Annotated in this window: 20 protein-coding genes; 11 read left to right on the top strand and 9 right to left on the bottom strand. The window is 62.6% G+C overall.

Annotation, left to right across the window (positions count from 1 at the left end; translation table 11 throughout):
* Positions 1-31: 31 nt before the first annotated feature.
* Both E5E97_RS20640 and rdgC read right to left on the bottom strand, forming a co-directional pair.
* Positions 32-994 (bottom strand): IS1595 family transposase, encoded by a 963-nt coding sequence (locus E5E97_RS20640; RefSeq protein WP_171280261.1) that lies wholly within the window; start codon positions 992-994, stop codon positions 32-34.
* Positions 995-1,113: 119 nt separating this feature from the next.
* Positions 1,114-2,025 (bottom strand): recombination-associated protein RdgC, encoded by a 912-nt coding sequence (gene rdgC, locus E5E97_RS20635; RefSeq protein WP_011706841.1) that lies wholly within the window; start codon positions 2,023-2,025, stop codon positions 1,114-1,116.
* A gap of 180 nt (positions 2,026-2,205) precedes the next feature.
* Here rdgC and E5E97_RS20630 point away from each other — a divergent pair, with 180 nt between their 5' ends.
* From E5E97_RS20630 to E5E97_RS20610, 5 genes are all read left to right on the top strand, one after another.
* Entirely contained in the window at positions 2,206-2,634 is a 429-nt protein-coding gene (locus E5E97_RS20630) for a GNAT family N-acetyltransferase (protein ID WP_171280957.1), read from the top strand.
* Positions 2,635-2,735: 101 nt separating this feature from the next.
* Positions 2,736-3,962, top strand: coding sequence for an exonuclease SbcCD subunit D C-terminal domain-containing protein (locus E5E97_RS20625; RefSeq protein ID WP_171280956.1), 1,227 nt, complete (start codon positions 2,736-2,738; stop codon positions 3,960-3,962).
* A gap of 82 nt (positions 3,963-4,044) precedes the next feature.
* On the top strand, positions 4,045-4,227 hold the full coding sequence (locus tag E5E97_RS20620) for an exonuclease SbcC (RefSeq protein ID WP_171280955.1): 183 nt from the start codon (positions 4,045-4,047) through the stop codon (positions 4,225-4,227).
* Complete coding sequence (locus tag E5E97_RS20615; protein WP_171280954.1) at positions 4,224-7,976, top strand: AAA family ATPase; 3,753 nt, start codon at positions 4,224-4,226, stop codon at positions 7,974-7,976. Before E5E97_RS20620 ends, E5E97_RS20615 begins: the two co-directional genes overlap by 4 nt.
* 174 nt (positions 7,977-8,150) lie before the next feature.
* A complete protein-coding gene (locus E5E97_RS20610) occupies positions 8,151-8,792 on the top strand; it encodes a polymer-forming cytoskeletal protein (RefSeq protein WP_139704852.1) in 642 nt (213 codons plus the stop codon).
* A gap of 41 nt (positions 8,793-8,833) precedes the next feature.
* Here the strand turns inward: E5E97_RS20610 and E5E97_RS20605 are convergent, their stop codons facing one another.
* Positions 8,834-9,382 (bottom strand): cytochrome b, encoded by a 549-nt coding sequence (locus E5E97_RS20605; protein WP_029299539.1) that lies wholly within the window; start codon positions 9,380-9,382, stop codon positions 8,834-8,836.
* Positions 9,383-9,601: 219 nt separating this feature from the next.
* Between E5E97_RS20605 and E5E97_RS20600 the strand changes: the two genes are divergently transcribed.
* Positions 9,602-10,420 carry an ABC transporter substrate-binding protein gene (locus tag E5E97_RS20600; protein ID WP_171280953.1) on the top strand — a complete coding sequence of 273 codons (819 nt, stop codon included), beginning with the start codon at positions 9,602-9,604 and terminating at the stop codon, positions 10,418-10,420.
* 61 nt (positions 10,421-10,481) lie between these two features.
* Positions 10,482-11,444 carry a GGDEF domain-containing protein gene (locus E5E97_RS20595; protein ID WP_171280952.1) on the top strand — a complete coding sequence of 321 codons (963 nt, stop codon included), beginning with the start codon at positions 10,482-10,484 and terminating at the stop codon, positions 11,442-11,444.
* A 78-nt stretch (positions 11,445-11,522) separates the two neighbouring features.
* Here the strand turns inward: E5E97_RS20595 and crr are convergent, their stop codons facing one another.
* From crr to cysK, 4 genes are all read right to left on the bottom strand, one after another.
* Positions 11,523-12,032 carry a PTS glucose transporter subunit IIA gene (gene crr / locus E5E97_RS20590; RefSeq protein ID WP_005303134.1) on the bottom strand — a complete coding sequence of 170 codons (510 nt, stop codon included), beginning with the start codon at positions 12,030-12,032 and terminating at the stop codon, positions 11,523-11,525.
* Between the two features lie 43 nt (positions 12,033-12,075).
* Complete coding sequence (gene ptsI / locus E5E97_RS20585) at positions 12,076-13,803, bottom strand: phosphoenolpyruvate-protein phosphotransferase PtsI (protein ID WP_011706834.1); 1,728 nt, start codon at positions 13,801-13,803, stop codon at positions 12,076-12,078.
* Positions 13,804-13,847: 44 nt separating this feature from the next.
* Complete coding sequence (locus E5E97_RS20580) at positions 13,848-14,105, bottom strand: HPr family phosphocarrier protein (RefSeq protein WP_005303128.1); 258 nt, start codon at positions 14,103-14,105, stop codon at positions 13,848-13,850.
* 442 nt (positions 14,106-14,547) lie between these two features.
* On the bottom strand, positions 14,548-15,516 hold the full coding sequence (cysK, locus tag E5E97_RS20575; RefSeq protein WP_011706833.1) for a cysteine synthase A: 969 nt from the start codon (positions 15,514-15,516) through the stop codon (positions 14,548-14,550).
* Positions 15,517-15,683: 167 nt separating this feature from the next.
* On the opposite strand from cysK, the gene E5E97_RS20570 reads away from it, so the two are divergent.
* The 3 genes from E5E97_RS20570 to E5E97_RS20560 are packed head-to-tail and all read left to right on the top strand — an operon-like array spanning position 15,684 to position 18,870.
* Entirely contained in the window at positions 15,684-16,526 is an 843-nt protein-coding gene (locus tag E5E97_RS20570; RefSeq protein WP_171280951.1) for a MoxR family ATPase, read from the top strand.
* Between the two features lie 3 nt (positions 16,527-16,529).
* Positions 16,530-17,693: a VWA domain-containing protein gene (locus tag E5E97_RS20565; protein ID WP_171280950.1), complete on the top strand. Its 1,164-nt coding sequence runs from the start codon at positions 16,530-16,532 to the stop codon at positions 17,691-17,693.
* Positions 17,694-17,748: 55 nt separating this feature from the next.
* A complete protein-coding gene (locus E5E97_RS20560) occupies positions 17,749-18,870 on the top strand; it encodes a beta-ketoacyl-ACP synthase III (RefSeq protein ID WP_106553054.1) in 1,122 nt (373 codons plus the stop codon).
* 63 nt (positions 18,871-18,933) lie between these two features.
* Here E5E97_RS20560 and tsaA read toward each other — a convergent pair whose 3' ends face one another.
* Positions 18,934-19,641 carry a tRNA (N6-threonylcarbamoyladenosine(37)-N6)-methyltransferase TrmO gene (gene tsaA / locus E5E97_RS20555; RefSeq protein WP_065476496.1) on the bottom strand — a complete coding sequence of 236 codons (708 nt, stop codon included), beginning with the start codon at positions 19,639-19,641 and terminating at the stop codon, positions 18,934-18,936.
* Between the two features lie 247 nt (positions 19,642-19,888).
* On the opposite strand from tsaA, the gene E5E97_RS20550 reads away from it, so the two are divergent.
* The gene (locus E5E97_RS20550; protein WP_171280949.1) at positions 19,889-20,869 is read left to right on the top strand and encodes an NAD-dependent epimerase/dehydratase family protein; all 981 of its coding nucleotides are present in this window, start codon (positions 19,889-19,891) and stop codon (positions 20,867-20,869) included.
* A 70-nt stretch (positions 20,870-20,939) separates the two neighbouring features.
* Here the strand turns inward: E5E97_RS20550 and E5E97_RS20545 are convergent, their stop codons facing one another.
* On the bottom strand, positions 20,940-21,332 hold the full coding sequence (locus tag E5E97_RS20545; protein ID WP_171280948.1) for a DUF488 domain-containing protein: 393 nt from the start codon (positions 21,330-21,332) through the stop codon (positions 20,940-20,942).
* Positions 21,333-21,349 lie beyond the last annotated feature (17 nt).

The raw sequence follows: 21,349 nt of genomic DNA, 5'->3' as shown, positions 1-21,349 counted from the left end.
AGACGCATCGGGCGAGCGCCCATAAAAAAGGCTATGTCCCAATTACGTGTTGCATGGGGCGCCCCAGCGCCTCATGCAAGCAACGTGAGATATTCACTTCCCGCCCATAGCGCTCCAACATCCTTCGCCAACCCAGATAATTCCTCAGATAGTGGGTCGCGACCCCATGGAACCGCTCCATCCACTCCTTCAATCGCCTGTGGTACCCGTTCACATGTTGGATGTGATATGCACCCACCACCCGCTCTCCCGCTCGATTGCGCACCACTTGGTGTGTTATCCCTTGCCCCTTGCTGAAACTCGCATACACCCCGGCACCATCGCTGCACAGGACGGCATCCGGGGCGATAAGCGGTTGAAGCACTGCCTTCACCGCCCTGGCATTCAGCCGTTCCAACTGGAAGTCAGCCAGGTGGCCTGCTCTGTCTTGCACCACCATCACCGGGATGTAATCCGGTCCTGTGCCTCGGGTACGGCCTTTACCTCCACGATGGCGGGCCGGGCGGGGCAATCCGCGCTGGCCTTTGAAGGATTCCAGGAAGAAGGTCTCATCGACCTCGACAATACCCTCTTCCCGTACCGCCTGGTGGCTAGCCATGGCCTTCAGGAAGCGGTGACGCCACAAAAAGGCGGTGTTTTTACCGACCCCACAGCGGAGCGCCGCCTGCCGGACGGTCAGACCGTCGATGAGGGCCTGTGCATAATCTTCCCAGCATTGTGGCTTGCGAAGTCGGGCGAGAGGCGTGTTCGTGAGCACGGAACTGGTGCGCAAACACTGCTTGCAGCGATAACGGCGCAGCCCTCGAGACCAGCCCCAGGGGGCCAGCAGTGTGGCCTCGGCCTGACAGTGAGGGCAGCATTGGCATGCGGGAAGTTGAGCGGCCAACGAGGTGATGGGGTGAGGGGTGGTGAGTTCCTGTTGCGCGAGACGACGCTGACGCAAAGTGAGCAATGGGAAGAGGGACAGTAGATGTTGAAAGGCTTGGGTATCCATGATGGCGGCCCTCAAGGTGATGACCTACTTCAAGGTTAGCCTTTCAACACATAACTGGGACTGAGCCATAAAAAAACCGCCCGGAGGCGGTTTTTTGCAATCAGGCTGAGCCAGTTCGCTTAGATGGACTGCTCTTCACCGCCCAGGGCGGCAAACAGGGCCGGGATGAACTGGGCCAGCTCGGCGGTGACCAGGGCGAAGTCGGCATCCAGACGGGCGGCCGGATCTTCGCTGGTGACGTCGTCGTTCTGCTCGCGCAGCTCTTCGCTGAATTTCAGGCGCTTGATGGAGAGATCGTCCCCCAGCACGAAGCTCAGGGTTTCGCCCCAGTTGAGGGCCAGCTTGGTGACCAGCTTGTCGTTGGCCAGGTGGTTCTTGATCTCGTCCGTCATCAGATCCTGCTGCTTGCAGCGGATGATGCCGCCGTGCTCCATGGCGCTGCGCAGCTCGGCCTCGTCCTCCAGGGTGAAGGAGGCGGGCAGGTTGCCCTCGTTCAGCCACTCGGTCATGGTGATCTCGGGCGGGTTCTTGAGGGCCACCGGCACCACCGGCAGGGTGCCGATGGATTTGCGCAGCAGGGCCAGCAGGTCATCCGCCTTCTTGGCGGATCCCGCGTCCACCACCATCAGGTTGTCGGCCGGATTGATCCAGGCGAAGGTCTGGCTGGTGCGGCTGAAGGCACGCGGCAGCAGGGTATGGAGGATCTCCTCTTTCAGTGCTTCCTTCTCTTTCTTCTTGAGGGCGCGGCCCTGCTCGAACTCGATCGCTTCTACCTTCTCCGCCAGCATCTCCTTGACCACGGTGCCGGGCAGCATCTTCTCTTCCTTGCGGGCACAGATGAGGATGTGGCCGGCGGCGGAGTGGGTCAGGGTGGAGCCGAATTTGCCAAGGGGCTTGACCCACCCGAACCGGGAGATGTCCTGGCTGCCGCACGGGGTGAAGGCACAGGCTTCCAGCTGGGTTTCCAGCTGCTCGACGGTCAGCTCGAAGGGGCGGGTAAAGCGATAAATCTGCAGGTTTTTAAACCACATGGCGTCCTCGGTCTCATAGATTGTCCGGCGGGCATTGTACTAGAGAGGCGCTTTGTGATCAGCCAATCATTCTTGTTAAATAAAGGGCGATCGACTTCACAGGGAGTCATATTCGTCCCCAAAGCCGTCATCAAACTCCCCTAGACTGCGGATGTTCAGGTTGTTAACAAGGATACCAATATGCTGAGGGCGAGTCGGTCCGACGACATGGACGAGATCGTCGAAATCTGGTTGCTGGCCTCCCTGCAGGCCCACGACTTTGTCGATGCCTCCTGCTGGTGGCAGGCTCAGGAAGATCTGCGCACCCGCTATCTCGATCATGCCAGCATCTGGGTGTTCGAGGAGCGCGGCGAGCTACTCGGTTTTATGGCGCTGGTGGATGACTATCTGGCGGCCCTGTTCGTGCGCCCCGACCGCCAGGGGCGGGGGGTGGGCCATGCCCTGCTGCAGGAGGCCAAATCCAAGGGGGCCCGACTGCATGCGCGGGTGTTCGTGGAAAACGATCTGGCGGTGCGCTTTTATCGTCGCCACGGTTTCGTGATCGAGGGGGAGGTGGCCGATCCCCTCACCGGTCATCCCCAGTACCAGATGTGCTGCGAGCCCGCCTGAATCTGCCGGCCGCGCCGGGTATGGCTTGAAAAAGGGAAGGCATATCCTCATCTTGTCTGCATCGGGTGCCGCTGACACCTCCTCCATACGAGCCGTTTTTCATGAAGATCCTGCATACCGCCGACTGGCATCTTGGCCATCAACTCCATGGTCACGATCGCCGTTTTGAACACGATGCCTTTCTCGACTGGCTGGCCGACACCATCAAGCGCCGCGACATTGACGCCCTGCTGGTGGCGGGCGACCTGTTCGATACCGCCAATCCTCCCGCCAGCGCCTGGCAGCAGCTCTACCGTTTTCTGGCGCGGCTGCGCGCCGAGCACCCGGCACTGGAGATGGTGCTGATCGGCGGCAACCACGACTCTCCCTCCAAGCTGGATGCCCCCCACGAGCTGCTGCGCGCCTTCGACCTGCATCTGGTGGGCAGCATCAGCCGGGACGACGAGGGGCGCCTCGAGACCGAGCGTCTGCTGGTGCCGCTGCGAGGCAAGGATGGCGAAGTGGCCGCCTGGTGCGCCGCCGTGCCGTTTCTGCGCAGCAGCGATCTGCGCCCCGACGGGCTCAGCGAGGGACAGGACAGACTGATCGAAGGGGTACGCCAGGTCTATGAGGCGGTGCTGAGCGAGGGGCGTGCGCGCTGCCATCCGGATCAGGCCCTTATCGCCATGGGCCACGCCTATCTGGCGGCGGGCCAGCTCTCCGAGCTCTCCGAGCGGCGGGTGCTCGGCGGCAACCAGCATGCCCTGCCTGCCGAACTGTTTGCCGCCGCCGACTACACGGCGCTGGGTCACCTGCACCTGGCCCAGAGCCCGGCCGAGGGGGTGCACTACAGCGGCTCGCCGCTGCCGCTCTCGCTGGCCGAGGCGAACTACAACCATCAGGTGCTGGAGGTGACGTTTGAGGGGGGCAAGCTGGCCCGCCTTGAGCGGATCCCGGTGCCCCGCGCGGTGGAGATGATCCGGCTGCCCCAGAGCGGCCTCGACGAGGCGCTCCAGGCCATCGAGGCGCTGACGCTGCCCGCTTGCCCGCAGCAGGCGCAGCCCTTCCTCGAGGTGCGGCTGCTATTGCCCAAACCCGAGGCCCGCATCCGCGAGCGCGTGCTGGCCGCCATCGGCGACAAGCCGGTGCGCCTTGCCCGCATCACGACCAGCTATCAGGGCTCGGGCCAGGGGCTGGCGGATGGTGCCGGCCAGTGCCGGCTGGATGAGCTCTCCCCCACCGAGGTGTTTCGCCTCTGCTATCAGCGTCAGTTTGACGGGGAGCCGGAGGCCGAGCTGGTGGCGTCGTTTGAAGAGATCCTGGAGCAGGTGAAGGAGTCCAGCCAATGAAAATCTTGACCCCATCCGATGAGAATCTGGTCAGAGCCAACCTGTCAGCGCAGCAAGCGGCACGGATGAAGGAGTGCAACGCATGAAAATCTTGTCGCTGTCAGGGGAGAATCTGGCCAGCCTGACCGGCCCCTTTACCATCGATTTTGCCGGTGGTGCCCTGGGGGCCGCCGGCCTGTTTGCCATCACCGGCAATACCCGGGCTGATGTGGGCAAGAGCACGCGCGATATCGGGTCGGTATGGATGGAGGTGTGTGGCGTATGAAGATCCTCTCTTTGAGTGGTGAGAACCTCGCCAGCCTGACCGGTCAATTCACCATCGATTTTGCCGGTGGCGCCCTGGGGGCTGCCGGCCTGTTTGCCATCACCGGCAATACCGGCGCCGGCAAGAGTACTCTGCTCGATGCCATCTGTCTGGCGCTCTACGACGAGATGCCGCGCTTTATCGCCAATCGCAAGAACGTGGCCGAAGTGGGTCGCCTGGATGACGAGGAGAAGCTCAAGGCCAACGACGTGCGCGGCATCCTCAGCCGCGGCCATGCTAGCGGTTTTGCCGAGGTGCAGTTTCGCGGCTGTGACGGCCGCATCTGGCTGGCCCGCTGGGCGGTGCGCCGGGCCCGCAACCGCGCCGAGGGGCGCTTTCAGGCCCAGGAGCGCAGCCTGACCGACGTGGCGTCTGGCCAGGTGTTCAGTGGCAGCAAGCGGGAGCTGCAGGATCGCATCGACGAGCTGGTGGGGCTCTCCTGGGAGCAGTTTCGCCGCGCCGTCATCCTGCCGCAGGGGGAGTTTGCCACCTTCCTCAAATCGAGCGCCGACGAGCGTTCAGCCCTGCTCGAACGGATGACCGGCACCGAGCTCTACTCCGCCATTTCGGTCCAGACCCATGAGCGGGCGCGGGAGGAGCAGCAGAAACTGGCCGCCATCAGCCAGCGGCTCGGCGACGTGGCGCTGATGGACGAGGCGACCCGCGAGCAGTGGGTGAGCCAGCAGGTCAGCCTCGCCACCAGCCTCAAGCACGAGCAGCAACAGCAGCAACTGATGCAGGACTTGCGCGATCTCAACGGCCGCATCGCCGCCCAGTTGCAGGCCTGTCAGGAGGGAGAGGCGGCCCTTGCCGCGGCGGAGGCGGCCCATGGTGCGGCCGCCCCCGAGCGGGAGGAGTTCGCCCGCGCCGAGCAGGCCCAGGTGGCCCGCGCCGATCACGACGAGCTGGCTCGCCTCACCCTGGAGGTGCAGCAGCAGGAGAAGGCGCTGGCCGAGCTTGGTCCCGAACTTGGCAAGCTGGAGGAGCAGACCCAGCAGAGCGCCCTCACCGAACAGCAACTGCTGGCGGAGAAGATCGCCGCCGAGCGCGAGTGGGGCGCCCTGCAACCCGAACTCAAACGGGCGCAGGAGCTCGACACCCGCATTCGGGAAAAGCAGCAGCAATTGCAGAAGATCCAGCAGGAGGGGGCGCAGGAGCGGGAGGTGCAGCTCACTCTGGAACAGGGCTGGCGCCAGCAGCGTCAGCAGGTGGAGCAGCTCAAGGCCCAGCACCTGCAGTGGGGCGCCTGGCTTGAGGAGCACAAGGAGCTGGCGCCGGTGGCCCGCCAGTGGCAGCCCCTGCTCACCGCCATGCAGGATTGGGCCGAGGATGCCGACAGGCTGCAACAACTGCTCACCTTGCGCGAACACAAGCTGCGCGCCCTCAGGCAGTTGCAGCACCAGCTGGAGCAGGGGCAGCAGGAGCGCGACTACAGGCAGCGCGAGCAGGAGCGGCTGCAGCAGCAACAGCACGAGCTGCAGGAGCAGCAGTGGGAGGGGCGTCTGGCCAAGGCGCAGGAGCAGTGGCAAGGGCAGACCGAGCAGCTGGGCCAGCTGCGCCAACTGCTGGAGCTGGCCGACTATGGCCGCAATCACGGCGAGCAGCATGGTCGCCTGCAGCAGGAGATTGCCCAGCTGGAGCAGGCGCTCGGCAAGCTGGCCATCCTCGGCGACGAGCTGACGCCAGCCCGCGAGCGGCTCGCCCTGCAACGGGACGAGGCGCGCCACGCGCTGGAGCAGTCCCGTGCCATCGCCAGTTTCGAGCAGCATCGCCACATCCTGCGCGACGGTGAACCTTGCCCGCTTTGCGGCGCCGAGGAGCACCCCTATCACCAGAGTCAGCCACAGGTGGCGGGTATTCTGGGGCAGTTGGCGGAGCGCGTCCGCAGCCTCGAGCTCGAGTGGGATCGGCTCAATCACCAATACATTCAGTGCGAGAGCGAACGCCAGGAGCTGGCTCGCCAGCTGGCGGTGCGCCAGCAGCATCTGCCTGAGCTGGAGACGCGCGCCGAACAGCTGACCCAGCGCTGGCAACAGCTCGGCGGTGCCGAACTGCTGGGCCATCCGTTGCCGCTGCGTCAGAGCCCGATCGAGTGGAACGAATTGATGAGTACCCTGCTCGGCCGCGGCCAGAGTCTGGAGCAGGGGCTGGCCCGCAGCCAGCAGCAACTGCGCGAGGCCCAGCTCGGCCAGCAGCAGTTGCAGGCCGTGCGCCAGCAGCTGAGCCAGCTGGCTAGCCAGCACCAGCAGTTCGAGCAGCAGTGGCAGGAGGCCGATCGCCAGCGCATCGCCCTGGAAGGGGAGATGAAGGCGATGGGCGAGCAGGAAACGACCCTGCGCCAGCGCCTCGAGCAGGGGGGCAGCCGGCTCGACGAGCAGATGGGAGGCCAGCCCTGGCGTCAGTGGCTGGGCAGCCAGCAGTGGCACGAGTGGCAGCGGGCCTGCGAGGCCTGGCTGCACGGCCAGAGCGAGTGGGAGCGGCTGACCGGCGAGATTGCCAGCCTCACCCCGGCCCTGAGCGCCCAGGAGGCGCGTCTGCAGACCCAGCGTGAGCTGCTGCACAAGCTCGAACGCGACTACAAGGAGCATGAACAGCAACGACAGGGGCTGGTTACCAGCCGTGCCACCTGTCTGGGGGGTGAGGAGATTGCCCTGGTCGAGAGCCGCTGGCAGCAGCGGCTGCAGCAACTGGCGAGCGAGCTGGAGACGATGCAGGGGGCGGCCCGCGCCCTGCGCGAGCGCCAGACTGAGCTCAAGACCCGTCTCAGCCATCTGGAGCAGGAGAAGCAGGTGAGCAGCCGGCGGCGACGGGAGGTGCTGGGGCGCTGGGCTGCCCACGCCAGCAGCCTCGGCATCGCCGAGTATGACCTGCGCCGCCTGCTGGCCATGAGCCCGGATGAGCTCAAGGCGCGCCGCGCCGCCTTGCAGGCGCTGGAGGATGCCCGCGCCGAGGCGCGTACCCGTTTGACCGAGCGGCAGCGGGCGCTGGCGCTGGAGGAGAGCAAGCGGGATCGTTACCGCGAGCATCACCCCGAGCTGGCCGCGTTGGCGCCACAGGAGCTAGCCAGCCGGCTGACGGCGCTGGAGGCGCACTGCCGCGCCCTCGACGAGCAGCTGTTCCAGTGCAAGAGCACGCTGGCCCAGGCCGAGGCGGCAGCCCTTAAAGCGGGCACCTTGCAGGAGGAGCTGGCCGCCCAGCAGGCGGTGGCGGATCACTGGCAGCGCCTCTCCGATCTTATCGGTTCGGCCAGCGGCGCCAAGCTGCGCACCTTCGCCCAGAGCCTCACGCTGGAGCGGCTGCTGCTGGAGGCCAACGCCCAGCTCGCCGAGCTCTCCCCCCGCTATCGACTGGAGCGGGTGCCTGGCACCGATCTGGCGCTGCAGGTGGTGGATCTCGACATGGGGGACGAGGTGCGCTCGGTGGACTCCCTCTCCGGCGGTGAAAGCTTCCTGGTGTCGCTGGCGCTGGCGCTGGCCCTCTCCAGCCTGTCGTCGCGCCAGACCCAGGTCGAATCGCTGTTCATCGACGAGGGCTTCGGCACCCTCGATCCCGACAGCCTGGATCTGGCGCTCTCAAGCCTTGACTCCCTGCAGGCGGCCGGCCGCCAGATCGGGGTCATCTCCCACGTGCAGACCCTGGTGGAGCGGATCGGCGTGCAGGTGCGGGTGGAGGCCCTCGGCGGCGGCGAAAGCCGGGTGGTACTGCCCTGAGTCCTGCTTCGGTTTGCTGATGAATCACGGCCCCGCCTTCTGGCGGGGCTTTTTTGTTTCAGAGTTTCGGCAATCTGGTCGCTTGAGCTAGGTCCATGCCCGCGTATTGCGGGAAACGAGAGTGAGGGGTTGACCCCGGTCTTGCATCCATCTGCCCGCAAGAGGGAATGGTCAATGACATTGATGCCTGAAAGGATCCTGGCTCGCATCGCGATGCGGCCACGCAGTGACGCGCTGTATCTCATTTGGTTCTGCTGGGGCTTGGCGTTGCTGCTCTATGTAGCGGGATCTGCATATTACAAATTACCCATAGTGCCGTTGCTACTGATGGTGCTGCTGTTGATGGTGGAGAAAACCAAGATGTTTGGACGAAAGCGCAATGAGTCTGAGGTGGTCGGGGCGGGGAGCACGACCACGGTGATCGCCAAGGGGGCCCGTTTCAAGGGCGAGTTGCAGGTGGAGGGCAATCTGGATGTGTATGGCCAGTTCGTCGGGACGCTGCAGCTGAACGGCGGGACAGTACGCATCATGGAAGGTGGCCGGATTGAAGGGGATGTCAGCGCCGCCCACGTGATCATCAATGGCACCCTGGATGGCACCTGTGCCTCGAGCGAGGTGGAGATCCTCGAAAACGGCAAGATGAAAGGGTTGTTCAAGGGTGGGAGCCTCTCCATCCGCAAGGGAGGCCAGTTTGTCGGCCAGTCCCAGTCTCAAGAGGAGCAGAAGGGCGAGAGCAAGGGCAACGTCAAGCAACTGCAGCCTGAAGGTAAAAGCAAGGCTGCCGATGCTGCCGAAGTCGTGGCCAAACAGGCCTGATCCAAAGAGGGGCGAGTACGCCCCTCTTTGCTGGCAAGGGATTAACTGCGCCGCTCGGGCAGCATATTGGTCAGGGTGTTGTCCTTGAGCACATGGTGATGGTAGATGGCTGCCGCCGCGTGCAGGGCAATCAGGGCATAGCCAATGTTGGCCAGCGTCTCGTGCAGCTCCTTGATGGTGCCCTTCAGGCCGTCGTCGGGGGCGATGAGGGCGGGGAGCTCCAGGCCGAAGAAAGGAATGGGCTTGCCGCCCGCGCTCAGCAGCAGCCAGCCCAGCAGCGGGGTGAGGATCAGGAAGCCATAGAGCGCCAGGTGGGCGAGCTTGGCCAGCGTGAGCATCAGGGGGGAGAGCTCGGGCACGATACGCGGTGAGGGGCTACCCACGCGCACCAGCAGGCGCACCACCACCAGCGCCAGGATCAGCAGGCCTACCATGAAGTGAAACTCTTTCATCAGGTCGCGACCGGCCGACCCTTTGGGGAAGATGTCCCTGAACTCCATCAGCGCATAGACGGCGATCATCAGCAGCAGGGTCAACCAGTGCAGCCCTATGCTCAGGCTGCCATAACGTTGTTCGGTATTTTTCAACATGCTCATATCCTTCTCGGGGCTCGCATTGCATCAAGGGTGGTCGCAGCGGGCATCCTGCCCCCGCACCATTCCTTTTCATGTTACCGCGCAGATGTGTCAAAACCTTGATCTCGGGGTGTTTTTTAACATCTTATTTGCAACTCGCCCGACACGTTCTGTGCCGAGTCTATGCTTCTGATCAACGGGGCCATGCCGGCCAGGGTGGTGAGGGGTTGCATCATGAAGCATCTGAGAGTGGGCGTGCTGGCAGGCTTGATGCTGCTGGCCATGCTGCTGGGGATGACGGGGGTCGGCGAGGAACGGCTGGCTGCGGCAGAGCCTGGCCGACCGACCCATTTTTCGGCCTATCTTGGTTTGTTGCCAGGGCTCATCGATTCCAACGGCACCGGTCCCTTCGTCGACCTGGTCAAGGCCATCGCCGGGCTGGATGACGGGGTGGAAGTGAGCGTGATGGTCTACCCCATGTCCCGTGCCACTCGCAGCGTGGTGGTGGGGGAGGCGGACTTCAACCTGCCGGCGCTGCGAAATCCTTACATCGACGAGTCCATGCTGCCCTATCGCTTCAGCTCGGTGACCTTTGGCAAGGTGACCCACGTGCTCTACAGCAACAGTGCGGCGCCCATTACTCCCGCCATGGTGCTGGGTTACGAGTACACCAAGCGGGATCTGCTCATCGAGGGGGTGACCGACTTCTGGCCCTTCTCGGTCAAGCGCTCCCTCTCGCTCGAGCAATCCCTCGGCAAGTTGAGCCGGGGCCGCATTGATGCTTTTCTGTGGGCGCAGGAGGAGGCGGATTTCACCCTGCGCAAGATGGGGCTGACCAATATCCATCGGGTCTATTTCGGCGAGTTTGACGATGTGTTCATCATCCCCAAGGGGCCGAAAGGGGATGCGGTGGACCGCTTCCTGACCCAGTCCATCGAGCGGCTCAGGGCCTCCGGTCAGCTCGACAAGATCTACTCCGCCATTCACGGCCCCTATCAGGAGTGGCAACCGGGAGAAAATGCTGCGACCAAGGAGGTCAGAGCCGCGCAATGAGCGCTTTACCCGCGATCAGCGCTCACTTACCTTTGAACGATACCTTGGTAAGGGAGTTACCTTGAACATCACCGATCCTGTGATCCTGACCGAGCTGCAGCAGATCCTGTTTCGCTCCTTCGACGTGATCCCGTTTCCGATCCTGATATCGGAATCCGCCTGCAGCGAGACGCTGGGCAGCATACCCACCCGACTGTCGGAGATCCCGGCCCGCCATCACAGGTTCGTGAACCGGGCCTTCGTGACTCAGCTGGGCTACGACCTGACGGATCTGCCCGACATGGCCAGCTGGTTTGCCACCGTCTATCGCGATGAAGAGAGCAGGGCCCAGGCGATTGAGCGCTGGAACCAGGCGGTGATGACCAGCCTGGCCAACGGCGCGGCGGTGGCCGAGATGAACGCCAGTCTCTACTGCAAGAGCGGCCAGCAGCGCTGGTTTACCATCACGGCCCAGCTGACGGCGGATGCCATGCCGGGTTGGCACATAGTGACGCTGCGCGACATCCACGACCTGCACTGCATGATAGAGGAGGTGAGCCGGCTCTCCTGCACCGATCCGCTGACCGAGCTCGGCAACCGGCGTGCCGCCGGCCAGCAGTTGCAGGCGCTATGGCTGCAGGGGGAGCCCTTCTCGGTGATCCTGTGCGATATCGACCACTTCAAGCAGATCAATGATCGCTACGGCCATCCCGCCGGGGATGCGGCGTTGTGCGAGGTGGCCCGCATCATGACGCGTCAGCTGCAGCCCGCAGAGCATCTGGCCCGCTGGGGTGGGGAGGAGTTTCTGTTGATCCTGCCAGGGGTGGATGCCGAACAGGTGGTCGAGCGAGCCGAGCAGTTGCGCCGGCAGTTTGTCGGCCATGTGGTCGCGTGGGAGGGGCAGAGTTTTTCCCTGACGATGAGTCTGGGTTGTGCCACCCAGGAGGAGGGACAGGGCATCGACAGCCTGCTACAAGTGGCGGACAAGGCGCTCTACCAGGCCAAGAGCAATGGCCGCAACCGGGTGGTATTTGGCAGGGCCTAGCCGGAAAACGCCCATAAAAAAACCGAAGCCAGGGCTTCGGTTTTTTGTTGCGGCGACGGGCGCTGGGCCCATGCGGCATTATTTCTTGATGCGGATCACCGGGGTCTCGCCCACGGTCACGGCACCCGTCATCTTCACCAGCTCTTTGATCTCGTCCATGTTGGAGATGACCACCGGAGTCAGGGTAGATTTGGCTTTGGCTTCCAGAACGGCCAGATCGAACTCGATGATGGTGTCACCGCGTTTGACCTGTTGACCTTCCTGGGCAATACGCTTGAAGCCTTCGCCTTTCAGTTCAACGGTGTCGATACCGAAGTGAACGAACAGCTCGATACCAGAGTCGGATTCCAGCGAGAACGCGTGGTTGGTCTCGAAGATCTTGCCGATGGTGCCGTCGCACGGCGCAACCATCTTGTTGCCAGCCGGCTTGATGGCGATGCCGTCGCCGACGATCTTCTCGGCGAAGACTACGTCGGGCACATCTTCGATCGGTACGATTTCGCCTGACAGCGGGGCAAAAATTTCGATGCCGCCGGTATCAGAACTGTCATCGGAAACCAGTTTCTTCAGTTTATCAAACAGACCCATAGTAAAAGCTCCTAGAGATGATTGTCGCTGTTTGCAGCCGATCTTAGCAGACTGCCTTCTGCTTAATAAAGTTATCTACACAGGCTTCGATTTCGGCGGCGGTGGCAAAGCTCAGCGCTTGATCAGCCATGGCCTTCACATCTTCGAAGTTGGTGTTGCGGATAAGCTTCTTGATACGCGGTACAGAGATGGCGCTCATGGAGAACTCATCCAGACCCATACCCAGCAGCAGCAGGGTGGCACGCTCGTCACCAGCCAGTTCACCACACATACCGGTCCACTTGCCTTCGGCGTGGGATGCATCGATAACCATCTTGATCAGCGTCAGGACGGAGGGTGACAGCGGGTTGTACATGGCGGAAATCATCTCGTTACCACGGTCGACAGCCAGGGTGTACTGGGTCAGGTCGTTGGTACCGATACTGAAGAAATCCACTTCCTTGGCCAGATGATGAGCCATCACGGCAGCGGCCGGGGTCTCGATCATGATACCCACTTCGATGGATTCATCAAAGGCTTTGCCTTCGGCACGCAGTTCGGCTTTCAGCGTCTCTACGGTAGCCTTCAGGCTGCGGAACTCTTCGACAGAGATGATCATCGGGAACATGATGCGCAGTTTGCCGAAGGCAGACGCACGCAGGATGGCCCGCAGCTGAGCGTGCATGATGTCGGCGCGATCGAAGAAGATCCGCACGGCACGCCAGCCCAGGAAGGGGTTCATCTCTTTCGGGAAATTCATGTAGGGCAGTTCTTTGTCGCCGCCGATGTCCATGGTGCGCACGATGATCGGCTGATCCGGCATCGCTTCGGCCACTTCTTTGTAGGCTTTGAACTGCTCGTCTTCGGTCGGCAGCGCGTCACGGTCCATGAACAGGAACTCGGTACGGTACAGACCCACGCCTTCGGCACCATTACGGATGGCACCTTCGGTATCCTTGACGGTACCGATGTTGGCGCACACTTCGACCTGATGGCCATCGAGGGTGATGGCAGGCAGATCTTTGAGCTTGGCCAGTTCATCTTTCTCGGCCTGGAACTGGGCCTGGAATTGCTTGGCTTCGTTCAGCTGTTCGGCAGTCGGATTGATGATGATCTGGTTGTTGATCGCGTCCAGCACCAGCACGTCACCATTCTTGACGCGCTCGGTGATGTCGTTGGTACCCACGATGGCCGGCAGCTCCAGGGAGCGGGCCATGATGGAGGTGTGGGAAGTACGGCCACCGATGTCGGTGACGAAACCCAGCACGTATTTCAGGTTGATCTGAGCGGTTTCGGACGGGGTCAGGTCTTTGGCGACCAGGATCACCTCTTCGTCGATGGTGCTCAGGTTGACAACGGCGATGCCCAGTACGTTCTTGACCAGACGGGTACCGATGTCACGGAAGTCGGTGGCGCGCTCGCGCAGATAGGGGTCATCCAGCTCGGCCATCATCTTCGCGTACTGCTCGATGACCTCGTAGATGGCCTTGTCAGCGGTGGCCTTGTTGTCTTTGATGAAGGATCTGATATCCCCTTCCAGCTCTTCATCTTCGAGCAGCATGATGTGGCCTTCGAAGATGGCCTCTTTTTCTTCACCGAAGGTGCGACCGGCCATCTCTTTGATGGCTTCCAGCTGTGCGGCTGACTTGGTGCGGGCTTCGAGGAAGCGGTTGATTTCGGCATCAATCTGTTCGGCAGCGATTTTGCCCTGATTGATAACGATTTCATCTTCTTTCAGAAGAAGCGCCTTGCCGAATGCGATACCGGGGGACGCAAGAATGCCAGATATCATAATCCTTCCTATTAAAACGACTGTGGGGGAGGAATAAAGCTGGATTACTCCAGCTCGTCCATCAGGGCAACCAGCTTCTCAACGGCTTTCTGAGCGTCCGGGCCGTCGGCCTGGATGGTCACGTTGGTGCCTTTGGTCAGGCCCAGGGTCTGCAGCTTGAACAGGCTCTTGGCGCTGGCGGATTTGCCACCGGAGACCACAGTGATCTCGCTTTGGAATTCTTTGGCTTCTTTCACGAACTGAGCTGCCGGACGGGTGTGCAGGCCGTTTTCAGCAGTAATAACAACAGACTTCTCGTACATGGTTTCACCCCATATTATTGATATTTTTTGGTGTGAGGGATGCTTTTGACGCTTCCTTCTCGCACCGTGTCAGTATGGATATGTTGTAAAGTAACGAAATCAGACCTGCAATGGTTTAATCCAGGTCAATTTTCTGTGCAGTATTCGGTGTCTGCCTCAACTCTTTTCCGTTATCGCTCTACAAGCCGCGTCAATGCTGGCTTGAAATTATTTTATAACGAAAAATAACACTTTGTTACTTTGTGATACCTAGTCGGCAAACACCTCGTGACGCGGCACAGGATATGAGATTTATCACAGAATGTCTGCTTTTTTTGTCGCTGGGTTGCTTGTTATTTTACCCCGAAAAATAAGGGGTCGACTGGCGCTGCCAAGTGCTCAGTCTAGCTCATAAAGAAACGGCGCTCCTGGGAGCGCCGTTGTTTTGAAATAATCCGATCACTTATTGCTGCAGTTCCTGCTCGCTGAACACCCCGGCAAACAGGGCGCTGGAGAGGTAACGCTCGGCGGCGCTCGGCAGAATGACGACGATGGTCTTGTCGGCAAACTCCGGGAGCTCGGCGAGGCGGGCTGCGGCCACCACGGCGGCGCCTGAGCTGATCCCGGCCAGGATCCCTTCCTCTTCCATCAGGCGGCGAGCCATCTCGATGGCGTCATCGCTGTTCACCTGCTCGACGCGGTCCAGCAGAGTCAGGTCCAGGTTGCCCGGGATGAAGCCGGCACCGATACCCTGGATCTTGTGGGGGCCCGGTTTGATTTCAAGACCGGCCAGACGCTGGCTGATCACCGGCGATTCGCTCGGCTCGACGGCGACGGAGACCACCGCCTTGCCCTTGGTCTGTTTCAGGTAGCGGGAGACACCCGTGATGGTGCCGCCGGTACCGACCCCAGCCACGAACACATCCACCTGACCATCGGTGGCATCCCAGATCTCGGGGCCAGTGGTCTTCTCGTGGATTTCCGGGTTGGCGGGGTTTTCAAACTGTTGCAGCAGCACGTATTTGCCCGGCTCGGATTCGAGGATCTCGTTGGCCTTGGCAATGGCGCCCTTCATGCCCAGCGGCCCTTCGGTCAGCACCAGATTGGCGCCGAGTGCCTTGAGCAGCTTGCGGCGCTCCAGGCTCATGGTGGCCGGCATGGTCAATGTGATGGGATAGCCACGGGCGGCGGCCACGAAGGCCAGAGCAATACCCGTGTTACCGCTGGTGGGTTCGATGATCTCCTTACCCTTGGTCAGGACGCCGCGTTTCTCGGCATCCCAGATCAGGTTGGCGCCGATGCGGCACTTGACGCTGAAGCTCGGGTTACGGCTCTCAATCTTGGCCAGCACGCGGCCCTTGGTAACACGGTTGAGACGAACCAGCGGGGTGTGACCTATGGTCTGGCTGTTGTCCTCAAAAATTTTGCTCATGGTGCTATCCCTGTTTGTTACGGCGATGAAACAAGATTACCCTGTGGTTTCTGAATGAGAAGTGACGATTTGTTATAACAATATGTTATTACAAGATATAGAGCTTATTCTTTCTTATTGAGGCCTCGATCTCAAAAAGGTCTCTCATCGTCAAAGGAATAGACGTTATGGGATTTGCAGGAAGCGATCGCTATCTCGCCTCTGAATCGCTCAAGATGGCGGTCAATGCCGCCATCGTGCTGGAAAAACCCTTGCTTATCAAAGGGGAACCCGGCACAGGCAAGACCGAGCTGGCCGAAGCGGTGGCCCGCCATCTGGGCACCGAGCTGATTGCCTGGCACATCAAATCCACTACCAAGGCCCAGCAGGGGCTCTATGAGTACGATGCGGTGGCCAGGCTGCGCGACTCCCAGCTCGGCGACCCCAGGGTAGGGGAGATCAGCCACTACATCCGTCGTGGCAAGCTGTGGCAGGCCTTCACCGCCGACCAGCGCCCGGTGCTGCTCATCGATGAAATCGACAAGGCGGACATCGAGTTCCCCAACGATCTGCTGCAGGAGCTCGATCGGATGGAATTTGACGTCTACGAGACCGGCGAGCGAGTCAAGGCCCAGCAGCGGCCGGTGGTCATCATCACCTCCAACAACGAGAAGGAGCTGCCGGACGCCTTCCTGCGCCGCTGCTTCTTCCACTACATCCGCTTCCCCGACAAGGCCGAGATGCAGGCCATCGTCAAGCTCCACTACCCAAACCTCAAGGAGAGCCTGCTCGGCGAGGCGATGGATCTCTTCTTCGAGCTGCGCGAGGTAGAGGGGCTGCGCAAGAAGCCCTCCACCTCGGAGCTGCTGGACTGGATCCGGCTGCTCTTGGCCGACGACATCGCCCCCGAGGCGATGCGCACCCGCGAGCCCGGCAAGCTGGTGCCCGCCCTCTACGGCGCCCTGCTCAAGACCGAGCAGGACCTGCATCTGTTCGAGAAGCTTGCCTTTCTGGCCAGACGCGGCAGCTGACTCATGCTGATCGACTTTTTTACCCACCTGCGCCGCCACAAGCTCCCCTGCAGTCTGCGTGAACTGCTGGACTTGCACGCGGCGCTGGCAGCCCGGCTGGCCAGCCTCGACATGGACGAGTTCTACCAGCTCTCCCGCTGCCTGCTGGTAAAAGACGAGGCTCACTACGATCGCTTCGATCGTGCCTTCGCCGAGTACTACGAGGGTCTGGACGCCATTCCCCTGCTGCCGGAGAGCCTGCCCGAGGAGTGGCTGCGCAAGGAGTTCGAACGACTGTTGAGCGCCGAGGAGAAGGCGTTGCTCAAATCCCTCGGCGGACTCGACAAGCTGCTGGAGACCGTCAACCAGCGGTTAAGCGAGCAGAAGGAGCGTCACGCCGGCGGCAACAAGTGGGTCGGTACCGGCGGCAGCAGCCCGTTCGGTCACGGCGGTTTTCACCCGGAAGGAGTGCGCATGGGGGGAGAGGGCCAGCATGGCAAGGCCGTCAAGGTGTGGGAGGCAAGGCATTACCGCAACTTCAGCGACGATTCACCGCTTGGGCAACGGGCCATCCAGCTGGCGCTGCGCAAGCTCAGGCGCTGGGTGCGCAAGGGCAACCCCGACGAGCTGGATCTCGACGACACCATCCAGAGCACGGCCAGACAGGGCTGGCTCGATGTGAAGCTCAAACCCGAGCGCCACAACGGGGTCAAACTGCTGGTCTTCTTCGATGTGGGGGGCTCCATGGATGCCCACGTGGCCGAGGTGCAGCGGCTCTTCTCGGCCTTGCGCCACGAGTTCAAGCATCTGGAGTACTTCTATTTTCACAACTGTCTCTACGACTTCGTCTGGCAGGACAACGCCCGCCGGCACGAGGAGCGCTTCGATACCCTGCGCCTGCTGCGCACCTACGGCAGCGACTACAAGGTGATCCTGGTGGGGGATGCCACCATGGGCCCCTATGAGATCACCTGGCCCGGCGGCAGCGTCGAGTATTGGAACGAGGAGGCCGGCCAGGTGTGGCTGGCCCGCCTGCAGCAGTACTTTCCCAAGCTGGTGTGGATCAATCCCACCCCGCGCCGGGAGTGGCTCTGGCACCCCTCCATCAAGCTGATGAACGAATTGATCGGTGGGCGCATGCACCCTCTGACCCTGGCGGGTCTGGCTGCGGCCATCGACCAGCTGTGACCCTCTCTACCCGAACAGACCAACAAGCCGGGAGTGAACCCGGCGAGGAGCAAAGATGACCTCTATCGTGATCAGTGGCTCAGGCCTCTATACCCCTCCCTTTGCCGTCAGCAATGAAGCACTGGTGGCCGCCTTCAACCAGTATGTGGATCTCTACAACGAGGAGAACGCCTCCGCCATCGACGCCGGCCAGCTCCCCGCCAAGCAGCACTCGAGCAGCGAGTTCATCGAGAAGGCCTCCGGCATCAAGAGCCGTTATCTGGTGAGCAAGGAGGGGGTGCTGGATCCCGACATCATGCAGCCGCTGCTGCCCGAGCGACCCGATGACAAGCCCTCCATCATGGTGGAGATGGCGGTGGCCGCCGCCGAGCAGGCACTGATCGCCGCCGGTCGCGAGCCCGGCGAGATCGATCTGGTCATCGTCGCTGCCTCCAACATGCCGCGCCCCTATCCGGCCCTCTCCATCGAGCTGCAGCACTATCTGGGTGCGGGCGGCATGGCGTTTGACATGAACGTGGCCTGCTCCTCCGCCACCTTCGGCATCAAGACCGCCGCAGACATGCTGGCGGCCGGTAGCGCCAAACTGGCGCTGGTGGTCAATCCGGAGATCTGCTCTGGGCACCTCAACTTCCGCGATCGGGACAGTCACTTCATCTTCGGCGACGCCTGTACCGCCGTGCTGCTGGAGCGGGAGGCCGATTGCAAGGTGGCCAACCCCTGGCAACTGGTGGCCAGCAAGCTGGTGACCCAGTACTCCAACAACATCCGCAACAACTTCGGCTTCCTGAACCGGCTCAGCCCGCGCACCCGCTACGGCGACGACAAGCTGTTCCGCCAGCAGGGGCGCAAGGTGTTCAAGGAGGTGCTGCCGCTGGTGTGTGACCAGATTGCCGGCCAGCTTGACGAGCAGGGCTGGGCAGCAGATTCCCTCAGCCGGCTCTGGCTCCATCAGGCCAACCTCACCATGAACCAGTTCATCGCCCGCAAGCTGCTTGGCCACGATGCCAGCCAGCAGGAGGCGCCGGTCATTCTCGACAGCTACGGCAACACCAGCTCTGCGGGCTCCATCATTGCGTTCCACCTTCACAACGGCGACCTTCCCGCCGGGGCGCGCGGCGTGCTCTGCTCGTTTGGGGCCGGTTACTCCATCGGCAGCCTGTTGCTCACCCGTTTGTAAGGGTGGCCTAGCCGCGGCAAGCAACAAAAAACCACCCGGGCGGGTGGTTTTTTTATGGCTGGCTCACTGGGTCGGTTCGATGGCGAGCACCAGGCAACTGGGCTCGCTGATACGAAAACGCACGTTGCAGTCAAACAGCCTGACGCCGTACTCCTTGTCATCCGGCTTGCCCTTCTTGTAGGCGGGGCGGGGATCCTGGGCCAGCACTTCGCTCACCAGCAGGCGCAGCTCGGGGTGGGCCTTGAGCCAGGGTTGCAGCTGCTGCTCCGCCTCGGGGCTGAAACTCACCGCCAGCGGCGGGGTGGGGGCATCGGGGGCGAAACCGCCGCGGGCATCCGGCAGGCTGTCGGCATAGGGGATATAGGGCTTGATGTCGACGATGGGGGTGCCATCGAGCAGGTCCACCGCCCCCAGTTCGAGCCAGAGTTTGCCGCGCTCACGGCCGACCCCGTGCAGTTCGACCACCGAGAGGCCGAGCGGGTTGGGGCGAAAGGTAGAGCGGGTGGCAAACACCCCGACCCGCTCGTTGCCGCCCAGGCGCGGTGGGCGCACCGTCGGGTGCCAGCCCTGCGCCATGGTCTGGTGAAACACGAAGCTGAGCCAGAGGTGGGAGAACTGCTCGATGCCGCGCAGCACGTCCGGCTGATCGTAGGGGGGCAGCAGCTCGAGGCGGGCGCGGGCCGATTTGACCAGACCGGGCTGGCGCGGGATGGCGAACTTCTCCTTGTAGGGAGAGCGGATGATACCCAGGGTGTCGATTTCGAACTTCATGGCGGATCCTGACTGAAAACCCCGGCAATGTAGCACAGCGGCCCTCAAAACGCAGGCTTGCCCGCCAGCCGGTGGCCGCCTGCTTGCCGTGATCCCGCTCCCATCCCGGCCGCTTCGGGGCTGTATCGCGCCGCCAAGTTGCGTAGGGTGGGCGCAGGATGAGTGAAAGGCGCGTCCGCCAGCAGGGCGGCTCGCTACAACCGGCGTGACCGCAGGAGAGGGGCCGCGCCGCACAGGAGAGACAGGGATGAAACTGCTGATCATCGGCGGCACCGGATTTCTGGGGCGCCATCTCACTGCGCTGGCGCTGGACTGGGGCCACGAGGTGACCTTGTTCAATCGCGGCCGACGCCAGCATCCGGACTGGCGCGAGCTCAGCCAGCTACAGGGGGACCGGGATCAGGACCTGACCCCGCTGCATCGCTATCAGGGAAGCTGGGATCTGGCCATCGACACCTGCTGCTATCGTCCCGAACAGGCGGTTAGCCTCTCGGCCGCCCTGCTCGGGCGCTGCGAGCGGTTGATCTTCATCTCCACCATCAGCGTCTATCGCGACTTCGCCCAGCCCGGGCAGGACGAGTCGGCGCCGCTGCACGCGATTGCCGAGGGGGAGATGCCGGAAGATTACGGCCCCCTCAAGGTGCTGTGCGAGGCCACGTATCGGGCCCGTTGGAGCGAGCGACTCTGCGTTTTGCGCCCAGGCGTCTTGTGCGGCCCTCATGACCCCACCGGCCGGCTGGCCTGGTGGGTGAAACGGGTGCAACAGGGCGGCCCCTGGCTGCTGCCGGGGCAGGGGGAAGACCATCTGCAATATCTGGACGTGCGCGACTGCGCCGAGTTTGTGCTGCGGGCCGCCGAGCAGCAATTGAGCGGCATCTTCAATCTGGTCAAGCCCGGTATCGCACTGAACGACTGGGTGGATCGTCTGGCCGCCAGGCTGGCTCCCGCCACTGCGATCGTGCCCGAATGGGCACCCTGGCCCGCACTGCTGGCCGCCGGGGTGGAGCCCTGGCAGAGCTATCCGACCCTGTTGCCCAATGAGCAGCCCGAGTATGCCGGTTATGGCCGCATCAGCGCCGAGGCGGCCATCGTGCAGGGCCTCAACTTTCGGCCGCTGGAGGAGACGGTGGCGGATGTGGCCGAGTGGCTGGCCGGCGCGCCGGACGCCGCGGTGGCCGCTGGCATCACGGCCGAGCAGGAGACGCGGCTGCGTCAGCTTGTCCGCTAGAGGCCGGCAAATGCGGCTTCAAAGCAAAAGGGCATCGAGAGATGCCCTTTTCTTTTCGGCGTGAGCGCAGCTACTCGGTGCGCATGGCGGCGCCGGCGGCGGTCAGTTGCTCGCGCAAGATGGCGCGATGACAGCGGGACTCCTGCTCGCAGTAACAGCCCACCGACAGGTTGGTGGTGTGGGAGAGGGCGGCCAGCAGCGCCAGATCGTGCCTGGCGGCCGGGGTCGCCAGCTCGGCCTTGTACTGTTTGCAGAAGGCGCTCCACTGGGCGGGCGTCTGGGCAGCCTGGCCCAGCTTCATGGTGTCGTTGCTGGGGGCGAGATTGGGGAACCAGACGTCGTACCAATCCTGGCTGGCAAACTCGGTTTTGGGCACGCCGCGGGGCGGGCGGCGCACGGTGCCGATCCGCAGCCCCTCGTCGGGCAGGCGGGGCGTGCCGAGGCGAACGATGGCCAGTGCCATGCAGGCTCCTTGCAGTT

Origin of the sequence: Aeromonas sp. 2692-1, from assembly GCF_013085505.1 — a bacterium.
Lineage (GTDB): Bacteria > Pseudomonadota > Gammaproteobacteria > Enterobacterales > Aeromonadaceae > Aeromonas > Aeromonas hydrophila.
Note: the sequence above shows the minus strand (reverse complement) of the source record. Positions and strands in the feature narration are given on the sequence as shown.